This is a genomic window from Rubneribacter sp., from assembly GCF_965361815.1.
Genome location: NZ_CBDTNW010000040.1, coordinates 1 through 10,313, shown reverse-complemented (window position 1 = coordinate 10,313; position 10,313 = coordinate 1). Strand labels below are relative to the sequence as shown.

Annotated in this window: 7 protein-coding genes; 5 read left to right on the top strand and 2 right to left on the bottom strand. The window is 68.7% G+C overall.

What is annotated here, in order from left to right; translation table 11 throughout:
* The first annotated feature begins 395 nt into the window (after positions 1–395).
* Positions 396–1,745, top strand: coding sequence for an LCP family protein (locus tag ACWKY3_RS02545; RefSeq protein ID WP_449314860.1), 1,350 nt, complete (start codon positions 396–398; stop codon positions 1,743–1,745).
* A gap of 152 nt (positions 1,746–1,897) precedes the next feature.
* On the opposite strand, the gene ACWKY3_RS02540 is transcribed toward ACWKY3_RS02545, so the two are convergent.
* The gene (locus ACWKY3_RS02540; RefSeq protein WP_449314859.1) at positions 1,898–2,647 is read right to left on the bottom strand and encodes a TraX family protein; all 750 of its coding nucleotides are present in this window, start codon (positions 2,645–2,647) and stop codon (positions 1,898–1,900) included.
* 55 nt (positions 2,648–2,702) lie between these two features.
* On the opposite strand from ACWKY3_RS02540, the gene ACWKY3_RS02535 reads away from it, so the two are divergent.
* The 4 genes from ACWKY3_RS02535 to ACWKY3_RS02520 all read left to right on the top strand — a co-directional run bounded on the left by ACWKY3_RS02535 (position 2,703) and on the right by ACWKY3_RS02520 (position 8,508).
* Entirely contained in the window at positions 2,703–3,701 is a 999-nt protein-coding gene (locus ACWKY3_RS02535; RefSeq protein WP_449314858.1) for a CPBP family intramembrane glutamic endopeptidase, read from the top strand.
* Positions 3,702–3,787: 86 nt separating this feature from the next.
* Positions 3,788–4,828: a PfkB family carbohydrate kinase gene (locus ACWKY3_RS02530; RefSeq protein ID WP_449314857.1), complete on the top strand. Its 1,041-nt coding sequence runs from the start codon at positions 3,788–3,790 to the stop codon at positions 4,826–4,828.
* A gap of 561 nt (positions 4,829–5,389) precedes the next feature.
* Positions 5,390–7,267: an MFS transporter gene (locus ACWKY3_RS02525; RefSeq protein WP_449314856.1), complete on the top strand. Its 1,878-nt coding sequence runs from the start codon at positions 5,390–5,392 to the stop codon at positions 7,265–7,267.
* A gap of 140 nt (positions 7,268–7,407) precedes the next feature.
* Positions 7,408–8,508 (top strand): hypothetical protein, encoded by a 1,101-nt coding sequence (locus ACWKY3_RS02520; RefSeq protein ID WP_449314855.1) that lies wholly within the window; start codon positions 7,408–7,410, stop codon positions 8,506–8,508.
* A 305-nt stretch (positions 8,509–8,813) separates the two neighbouring features.
* On the opposite strand, the gene ACWKY3_RS02515 is transcribed toward ACWKY3_RS02520, so the two are convergent.
* A partial coding sequence (locus tag ACWKY3_RS02515; protein WP_449314854.1) for an FAD-binding protein occupies positions 8,814–10,313 on the bottom strand: 1,500 nt, incomplete at its 5' end.

The window sequence follows — 10,313 nt, the reverse complement described above, 5'->3', positions numbered from 1 at the left end:
GGCGGTGGAGGCCGCGGCCGCCAACGGGATGCTGAGCGAGCGCGCCCTGGAGGAGCTGTCGGCGTGCGCGCGGCCGCGGAGGCTGTGACCTTCAAGGGGGAGGGTGGATCATATGGGCTTTTCCTAGGGAAGCCCTTCATGCGGTTGCGCGAGGGTCGCCTGCTCGCCACAATGCCCCCATGGACTACGAACGCAGCAGTCGCAGGAAGACCCCCGATTCTTATGAACGGGCTTGCGGACCTCGCCCTTCCTCCCGACGGATCTCGGGTGATCGCGAGCTGTCTTCCCGCGCTGTCGAACGGGAGGGAAGGGCTGTTTCGCCTCGCTCCCGAAGCGCTTCTTCCGCCGCTGATCCGACTGCGCGCCGACGGGAGGGTTCCACCCCGCGTCGCCGCGTGCCGCGGGGCGAGTACGACCGCGCGCGCTCGCAGAAGAGCCGCCGTCTCAAAGTGGCGCTTGCCGTGGTCGGCGTGCTGCTGGTGGGCGGCTTGGGCACTGCGTTCGCCTATTACGGCATCCTCTCGGGCAATCTGCACGCGGGCGTCGACGCCGATTTGCGTGCCGCGCTTGTGGAGACCGATCTGGCCAACGAGCCGTTCTACCTGCTGCTCATGGGCACCGACGGGTCGAGCGATCGCGAGTCGTCGGAGGAGTTCGCCGGCGACCAATTCCGCAGCGACAGCATCATGCTGACGCGTATCGACCCGGTGGGCAAAAAGGTGACGCTGGTGTCCGTCCATCGCGACACGCTGGTGGACATGGGCGAGTACGGCCAGAACAAGCTCAACGCCGCCCATGCGCTGGGCGGGGCCGCGCTTGCGGTGCAGACGGTGTCGGAGCTGGCGGGCGTTCCCATCTCGCATTACGCGGAGATCAACTTCGACGGGTTCAAGGACGTGGTGGACGCCCTGGGCGGCGTTGAGGTGGACGTGCCCATGGAGATAGACGATCAGGATGCGGGCGGGCATCTGGACGCGGGTCCCCAAACGCTCAACGGCGACCAGGCGCTCATCTTGTGTCGCGCGCGCCACGCCTACGACGAGTTCGGCGATGGCGACTCCTACCGCGCCGCGAACCAGCGTCTGGTGCTGGCGGCCATTGCGAAGAAGCTGCTCGCGGCCGACGTGGCCACGATGGCCTCCACCGTGCAGGCGCTTTCGCAGTACGTGACCACCGATTTGGAGATCACCGACATCATCGGCATCGCGCAGGCCATGCAGGGGCTGGACCCCGCCACGGACATCTACTCGGGCATGGAGCCCACCACCTCCGAGTATATTGGCGGCATCTGGTACGAGATAAACGACGCCGAGGCGTGGAAGACCATGATGGAGCGCGTTGACCAGGGCCTTCCGCCCACCGATCAGGATGTGGTGGACGAGGCGTCGGGAACCATCCTGGCCAGCACCGGCAGCGGCCAGCTCACCAACGACAATGGCGATCTGAGCGGGGGCGGGGCGTCGCAGATGCGGCAGGGGACGGTGGCCGTGCGCAACGGCAACGGCGTGTCGGGGGCGGGGTCGCAGGCTGCCGAACGCGTTGAGTCGCTGGGCTACACGGTTGAGTCGGGCAACGCGGACAGCTTCGATTACGAGCGCACGATGATCGTGTACGACGACGCCTCCGACGCCGAGCGCGCCCAGGAGATAGCGGAGGCCCTGGGCGTGGGCCAGCCGCAGCAAAACGATGGGTCGTACCTGTTCGATTCTGACTTCCTGGTGGTGCTGGGGGCCGATTGGGAATAGCGGCCACGTTGCGGCGCCATGGGTCGGCCGTGCCGTCCGCGTCGCCGTGTCGCTTGTGCCGTCTGCGGCGGTCGCGCCGCGCCGCTCGCGTTGTCCGCGCCGCCCGCGCTGTCTGCGCCTGCTGCGTCCCCGCCTCCGCCGCATCCGCCCCGCTACGACACGGGGGACCAGTCGCCCAGCAGCAACCCCTTCGCCACGCCCAGCACCAGGATATGGGCCGGGTAGTATGCGTAGAACAGCCATTTGAGCGGTCGCCCGCGCCGCCCGTTGTACGCTAGCAGCAGCGGGATGCAGGCCGTGCAGCCCGCCAGCGGGTAGAGCGCCTGCCCCAGCGTTTCCAAGCCGGGGTTGGATGCAAGCTCGGAGAGCGTCGGCAGCCCCATGCCCGCGATGGGCAGCAGCAGCGGGTAGACCACGCGCTCGCGCCTGTCGGGGACCAAGCGCATCATGAGGATCATGACGGGGCCCAGCACGCCCCAGTCGCACAGCGCGCTGACCGCCGTCAGCGCCGCGACCGCCGCCCAGAACAGTGCGCGGCGCTCAACCGTGTCGTTCAGGCGCAGCAAGGCCAGTCCGATGAGCAGGGTGAACAGCACGTTGAGGTCGTCGGCCAGAAACAGAGCGTAGGGCACTTGCGACACCAGGGCGAACACGAGCAAACGCGCTGCGTAGCGCCTGAGGTTCGAGGTGTGGCGATACCCTTCCACCAGCAAAAACGCCATGATGGGAAACGTCAGCCCGCCGAACCCGAACAGCACGGCGAACGCCTCGGCCGGCAGATAACCGGAGAAGATATGGCAGGCGTGGTTGGCGGTCATGCCCGCTATGGCCGCCAGTTTGAGCGCGAAGGACGACGCGCCTGCGCGGCTGGGATGCTCGGATGTGGACGAGAGGGCGCTCATGGCGTTCCAGTATACTGTGAAACGACGGCGGTTCAACGGCGAAAGGCGAAGACGCGTGGCGGAGTGGGACCCGAAACGGGAGACGGACGAAGGGCGCGGGAAGGGGCCGGCCGGCGCGGCGCGTTGGGAGGCGGAGGGCGCGGCGCGCCAGGAAGCCGCAGGTGCGGCTTGCGGGAAGCCGGCCGACGCGATGCGCCGGGAGGCGCGCCGGCCTCTGCGCAACGCCCTCGCGTTCGCGGCGGCGTTGGGGCTGTCGGTGGCGTGCTTCCAGGCGATTCCCGCCGATGAGCCTGCGGGCCTGATGGCGCAGAGCGGCGCTCTGGCAGCCGTGGCCGCAGCTGCCATGACCCTGTCGCGTCCGGTGGACGCCGGAGCGTGCCTCGGCGATCCGCTGCCCGAAGGGGTCCCACCCGCGCCTTCGCGCGAGTCCTGGGCCGCGTGCGGCCGATTGCGCCCGTTTGCGGCGTGGACGGCGTACGTGCTGGCGGTGGGGCTTGCCTCGGGCATCGCGTTTTGGCTTGTCGGTTTTGCAGGGGTCTCGGCGCCCGCGCCGATGGAGGCGGGCGGCTCGCTGGCGCTGCGAGCGGCGTACGTGCTGGCGCTCTGCGTGCTGACCGGCGTGTACGAGGAAGGGGTGTTCCGCGTTCTGGCGCTGCGGGCGTTTCTTCCGCATGTGGGCCCTGTTCGCGCGGCGGTGGCGAGCGCGGCGCTGTTCGGGTTGCTGCACGGCGCGTCGGCCGGCTTCGCCGCTGCGGGCGCAGATGGCGCGACGGTGGCGGTTGCCGGGGCGCAGATGGTTCTCAAGTCTGTTGAAGCTGGTCTGTTCGGCCTGTTCATGGCGGCGCTGTTTCTTGAGACGGGAAGCTTTTGGGCGGTTGCGCTCACCCACGCGGCATTCGACGTGCTGCGCCTGGGACCCGGCTTGATGGATGGAGCCCTTCTGGGCATGCACGCGACGGGCAGCGCGGCTGACCTCGCCGTGCTGGCGGTGGCTGCGGCGTTGCTGGCGCCCCCTGCGGCGGCTGCGTTGCGCGCGCTTTCCCGCTGGCGCTAGGTGCGCTTGCCGGCTGCGTCCCGGCCAATCGCCCTCCGGTGCCGTATCATGGACGGAAAACGTCGAGGCGGCGAAAGCGAGGATGCATGAAAACGTTGGGGCGCGAGATTCTAGCCGTGGGCGCGGTGATAGCGGATTTGGTGTGCCGGGTGCCTCGGCTTCCGGCATCGGGCGAGGGGGTGGTCGCCAACGAGGTGCGGGCCGCGGTGGGCGGCTGCGCGTTCAACGCGGCCAACGTGCTGCGGCAGCTGGGCGCACCGTACAAGCTGTTCGCCCCGCTGGGGCAGGGCGTGTTCGCCGGATTCGTCGAGCGGGATCTGGCGGCGCGCGGCATGACGGCGCTGCGGGTGCCCGACGGGCGCGGCAACGACGGAGCCGTCTACGACAACAGCGGCTGCGTCTGCTTCGTCGAGCCGGGGGGCGAGCGCACCATGCTCACGCTGCCGGGCATCGACCGGCATTTCGACGCGTCGTGGTTCGAAGCGGTTGACGCGGAACGGTTCTCGTGCGGTTTTGCCAGCGGCTACGAAGTGGAAGGCCCGGGCGGGGACGCCATCGTGGGGTTCTTCGAGGCGCATCCTGAAATCCTGCTGTACTATGCGCCGGGCCCCCGCGTGGCGCATGTCGACCCGCAGCGCACGGCGCGCATCAACGCCCTGCGTCCGGTGTGGCACCTGAACGACCTGGAGGCGCTCACGTACACGGGGCGCTCGTCGCTTGAGGAGGCCGGTTTCGCGCTGGCTGCGGAATGCGGAAACGCGGTGGTGGTGACCGAGGGCTCGCGCGGAGCGCACCTGTTCGAGCCGGCCGGCGAAGAGGGCGGCGCGCACGAGGCCGAAGCGAGCGCAGCACGCGACGTGCACAGGGCCGAAGCGCGCGGCACGGACGCGCGGCACCTGTTCGTGCCGACCGAGCCGGTGGACGTGGCGGACACCATAGGCGCGGGCGACGCGCACCTCGGCGCGCTTGTGGCGGCGCGCAACGCGGGACGCAGCTGGGAGGAGGCGCTCGCGTTGGCGAACCGCGTGGCCGGCGCCGTGTGCCAGGTGTCGGGCGGCACGCTGGACAACGAGTCGTTCAGGCGGCTGGGAGCGCTGCCTCATGCCGCGGGGGAGGGCGCGCGGTGAGACGGGTTTCGGCTCCAAACGCCTTGAAGGGGACGTTTTGGCTGTTGCGAAGCGCCAGCGGGGCTTTGCCCGGCGGGCCGGCCCGGCCTCTGCCGGTCCCGGTTTAACGGAGGCGCTTTCGCAAGTTGGTCACAAAACGCGCCCTGTGGCACTCCGGACGGCCGATCCGGCGCGCCGGCGGGCCGTGCGATTTCCGTGACCTGGGGATTCTCCGGGCGCGAGGGGCGCGCAGGGCGGAAAGGCGGCCCCGCGCGTGCCACAGGGCGCGGTTTATGACCAACCTGCGCAAGCGGCCCTCGCCGGACCGCCTCCGGAGGGATCCGTGTCAACGGCGGTTAACAGAAAGGCTTCCCGCCTTCCGCCTCTGCGGAGAAACGCCGCGAAAAAACGCTTACGAAGGCGCCTTCGTTTCGCTAGAATCGGATGTGCCGCGCGCTATCCGATGTGCGCGGCGTGTCTCGTTGCCCCGAAAGGCGCATGCGCGCCGGTAGGTTCGATGGGGCCTTTCATGCAAGCGAAAACCGAACAACGAACACGGAACACGGAGAGGACGATTCCGGTATGCAGGGAAGATCTCTGACGATGCTGCTGTCTGTGCTGTACGGCAGCGCGTTTCTGGCGGGATTCAACGAGAACCTCGTCAACTTGGCGCTCATGTCCATCATGGGCGACTTCGGCGTGGACTCCGTGACGGCGCAATGGCTGGTCACGGGCTACATGATTGTGGCGACGGTGGTGGTGACGTGCATGGCGTTCCTCTACCGGCGCTTCAAGCTGCGCACGCTGTTTTTCGCCGCGGCGGCCTTGAGCATCGCGGGATCGGCGATGGGGCTGCTCGCCGGCAGCTTCGTCGTTCTGCTGGTTGCGCGGTTGGTGCAGGCGGTGGGCACGGGCATTTTCATCCCGCTCATGATGAACACCATCTTGGCGGTGACGCCGAAGAACCGGCTGGGGGCGTTCATGTCCGTCGGCGGGTGCATGATCACGTTCGGGCCGGCGTTCGCCCCGGTGGTGTGCGGGGCGCTGGTGACGGCGTTCGGCTGGCACAGCATCTTCGCCGTGCCCGTGGCGGCCATGACGGTGCTCGCGGTCATGGGCTTTTTCTTCGTGAAGAACCTTGAGACGAGCGAGGCGCATCTGGACGTGGCGTCGGTGGCGCTGTCGGCCGTGGTGCTGACGGCGCTGTCGTTTGGCTTGTCGCAGCTGACCATCAGCCCGCTCATCGCTGCGGCGGCGCTGCTGGCGACGGCGGTTCTGGCGGCGGCGTTCGTGGTGCGCCAGCTGCGTTGCGCGCATCCGCTCATCGACCTTGCGCCCATCAAAAACCGCCTGTTCTGGCCGGCGTTGCTGCTGGCCACCGTGGCCATGATGAGCACGTTTTCCATGAGTGTGCTGTTGCCGCTGTACTTCGAGGGCGCGGCGGGCATGACCGCGATGACGGCTGGGCTGGTGATGCTGGTCCCCGTGCTGGCGAACGCGGGGGCAACGCTGGTGGGCGGCCGCATCATGGATCGGCGCGGCGAGTGGCCGCTTTTGCCGCTGGGGTTCGCGGGCATCGCTGTTGGCTTCGTCGCGTTGGCGGTGGTGAGCCCTTCGTTGTCGGTGCCTGTCGTGTTCGCGGCGGCGTTGCTCATGTACGCGGCGGTGGGGTTCATCTTCTCGCCGTCGCAGACGGCGGGGCTGCGGGCGCTGCCGCCTGAGCAAAACCCGTTCGGCGTGGCGCTCATGACCACGTTCGTGCAGATAGCGGGATGCGTGGGGCCGTCGCTGTACACGGGCGTCATGGCATCGGGCCAGGGGTCGGCGCTTGCGGGCGGCGCGAGCGCCGCGCAGGCGGCCGCCGATGGCTTCGCTTTGGCCATGACGGTGGCGGCCGCGATAGCCGCGTTGGGCTTTTCGCTGTCGCTCGTCTATGCGCGCGCCGCCCGCACGCGCGCTCGCGCGCAGGCTGCCGAGCGGGCCGCCGCGCCGCAATCGGTGCTGGCCGAGCTTATGGAGTCCAACCCCTACACGCTGCCCGCCTCCGCGTCGGTGGGCGAGGCGATGCGCATGTTCGTGGAGCTTAAGGTGGGCGGTCTGCCGCTGGTGGACGATGCGGGGCGTCCGGCGGGCTTCGTATCCGACGGCGACGTCATGCGCTATCTGGCCGACAAGCACCCGGTGATCACCGGCGCGTACTCGCTCATGGAGGCGGCGCGCAGCCAGACGTTCGACGAGCGCCTGCGCGAGCTTATGGCGCTGCCGGCGGGGACCATCGCCACGCAGCGGCTTGTCGCCCTTGACGCCGACGCCACGCTTGAAGAGGCGTGCGCGCTTCTGGCCACGCGCCGTCTGAAGAAGGTGCCGGTGGTGCGCGAGGGCGTCATCGTGGGCACCGTCAACCGCTCCGACGTGCTGCGCTACGCCATGCGCGCTTGCATGGCCGCGGCGTCGGAGTAGCGGGGCGAGGGTGGCGGGCGCGCGTTTCCCGCTTGGCCGCCGGGTTCACCCCCGTCGGGTGAACCCTCTTTCCCCAAACGGGAGGATGATGGGAGCGAACCGTTCGAGCCGCCTGCGGGCGGCGCAAGGAAGGAGCACCCATGGCATCTTCGTCCGAGGAAAGAGGCGCGTCGCTAAAAGATGCGGCGCTGTTCGTCAACGTGCCGTTTTGCATCGAGCCGCCCCGGTACGCGCATGGGCGCTACCTGACGGGGGACGGCGCGGCAAAGCGCGAGTACCTGGAGGCCGTCATGCGCGAGGTGTCGTCGCTTGGCGACGTGCTTGAGGGCAAGCGCATTGTGGCGGCGCGCATCGGCGGCGGCAGCCCAAGCGTTGCAAGCCCCGATCAGTTGGGCAAGCTCATGCGGATCGTTCGCTCTGAGCTTCCGATGGCGCATGGCGCTGAGATGTCGCTCGAGGCCATTCCGAACACGGTGGGCGTGCCCAGCCTCACCGGGTGGGGCCAGGGCAAGCCAAGCCGCATAGAGCTGCGCGTGGGGGCCATCCACCTGCGCGACCTTGACGAGCTGCGCCCGCCGTACCGCGTGTCGGACATTCAAAACGCGGTGCTGTTTCTGGACAAGTTCGGCATGAACAACGTGTCCGTCTCGCTGGTGTACGGGCTGCCGGGGCAGACGGTGGCAAGCTGGCGGCAAACGCTGCGCAAGGCGCTTGATCTGGAGCCGTACGAGGTTGCGGTGTCGCCCGTCTCCCCCGCCGACGGGGAGGGGCTTGCGCGAAAGCGGCAGCGCGCGCTGTACGAAGTTGCCGCCGAGCTGCTGAGCGGGCGCGGTCTTGCGGAGTACGCTGTTGGGAGGTTCGCGCGCGCCGCCGGCGAGAGCGCGTACGTGAAGGCGCTGGCCCTTGGAGCCGACCTCGTGGGCGTGGGCCTGGGGGCGGCGTCGTGCGTTGACGGACTGGCCTGGCGCAACACGGACGACTTCAACGTGTACCGCGTGGCCAGCGACGATGCCGAGCGCGTTGTGCGCGACGTTTCGCAGCTTGACGACGAGGCGCGCGCCGCGCTTGCCGTCCGTCGCGGGCTTTGCTTGGCCGAGGGCGTGGAGGCCGAAGCCGTGCGCCCCGCCGCTTGCGAGCTGGCCGCATGGGAGGCCGAGGGGTTGGTCGAGCGCGCCGCCGACCGCTGGCGGCTCACGCCGGAAGGCCGCTTCGCATGGCAGTGGGAGGGCTGGGCGCTCTGACGCGTTTCGCGGGATCCGCTTGCGGGGCGCACCGCCCTTCTCGCGCCGCCACGTTGCCCTCCCGCGCCCTCGCGCCTCCCGCACGCGTCGCCGCGCCTCCCGCACGCTCACGCGTTGCTAGGCCTTCTGCACGCTGCCGCGTTGCCGCGCTTTCCGCACGCTGCCGCGCCCCTTATGCTCTGCCTCGGGCGTTGCCGCGCTCCGCCGCTTCGCCGCAAAGGCGGCCCCAAGTGCGGGAAAGGCCCCGCGCACGGGGCCTTTCCGAAGGAGGGGAAGAAACGTTGCGGTTGATCTGCGGTTGGCGGCTACAAGTTGGCCACCGTGCGGCCGGCCAGCCAGCCGTGGGTCATCGCCATGCCCACCGAGTTGCCCGCGAACGGCGTGCTGTAGCCGAAGCCGTAGCGCCCGCCCAGGCAGTTGCCGGCAGCGTACAAGCCCTTGATGGGCGTCCAGTCGTCCTTGCGCAGGACGTTTTGCGTCTCGTCGGTGACGAGGCCGGACATGGTCACCATGCTGGGCTTCGTCTCGTGCGACAGCTCGCTTGTGCCGCCGTAGAACGGCGGCGTGTCGATGGCCTGCATGAACGCCTTGTCCTTGCCGTAATCGGTGTCGCCGTCTGCGGAGTTGCACAGCTCGTTGTAGTGCTCGACGCTCTCCACGAACGTCGCGGCGGCGTCGCCGGTGTAGCCCAGAAGCTCGGCCAGCTCCTCAAGCGTGTTCGCGGCGAACACGGTGCCCTGCATCATCTTGCGCTCGGCCAGCTTCGCCTGGATGACCTGGCTGCCCTCGGGATTGCCCACCTCCACGGCCGCCATGTCGGCCTCAAGACGGGTCATGTAGTCGTCCATGCCGAAGTTCGGTCCGCCGTGGTCAAGCGGCGACTTGCCGATGATGTTTTTCCAGTTGGCATCCGTCACCCAGCACGCAAGGCCGGCCGGTTGGCGCATGCATGTGGGCTGGTACTGCGCGATGGAGCCCTCGTTCATGAAGCGCTTGCCGTTCACGTTGAGCATGAGCAAAGGCGCCACGCCCCACGGGCCGTCCGCGCCGCCGCCCAGTCCCATCCAGCCGCGCGGCGTGGGTTCGATCATGCCGCCGGCCCAGCAGCCCATCTTGTGGGCGATGCCGGTGCGAAAGCCCGTCTGCACCCACTCGTCCCTGGTCATGCCGGAACGCTCGGCCCATTCCATACCCTCGTTCAGCAGCGCCCAGCACATGGCCGGATCGCCGATGAAGTCGCCCGCCGCCAGCACGACGCCCTTCGAGGCGTTGAAGCGCACGTAACCGTCGGGGCCTTCCGCGATGAGGCCGGTTACGTCGCCGGAGTCGCTCTGCTCCAGCACCACGCCCGTGTGCTCGAAGAACCACTCGGCGCCGTTTTCCTGGGTGTGCTGCACAATGTACTTGTGCACGTACTCGATGTTGTTGCCCTGGTAGCCGTAGAACTGGATGTTGCAGGGCCACGTTTTGTACCCGCCGCACTCGATGGGGTAGCTCACGTTCGCGCCGCTCCATGCCGACTGCGTGTTGCACAACGGGTACTCGAACATGTTCGACATGTCGAAGGTGCCCTCGTCGGGCACGTCCACGTCGGGGATGACAACAGCCGTCCCTTTCATGAACACGGCGCTGTCGTTGGCTTTGCGCTCGGCCTCGTAGCTGTCGTAGATCTCTTTGTAGCGGTCCACCATGGCGCCGGAGTTCTGCACGAAGGCGCGGATGATGTCGGGGTTGACGCGCCCGCCTGCGCGCTTGCAGAACTCGGCCGTGATCTCGCCGGTGTTGAACGGGCCGAAGCCGCGCTC

Bases quoted from the DNA above. Each gene is read 5' to 3' on its own strand.
- ACWKY3_RS02540 (WP_449314859.1), bottom strand. From the start codon at position 2,647: ATGAGCGCCCTCTCGTCCACATCCGAGCATCCCAGCCGCGCAGGCGCG.
- ACWKY3_RS02530 (WP_449314857.1), top strand. From the start codon at position 3,788: ATGAAAACGTTGGGGCGCGAGATTCTAGCCGTGGGCGCGGTGATAGCG.
- ACWKY3_RS02525 (WP_449314856.1), top strand. From the start codon at position 5,390: ATGCAGGGAAGATCTCTGACGATGCTGCTGTCTGTGCTGTACGGCAGC.
- ACWKY3_RS02520 (WP_449314855.1), top strand. From the start codon at position 7,408: ATGGCATCTTCGTCCGAGGAAAGAGGCGCGTCGCTAAAAGATGCGGCG.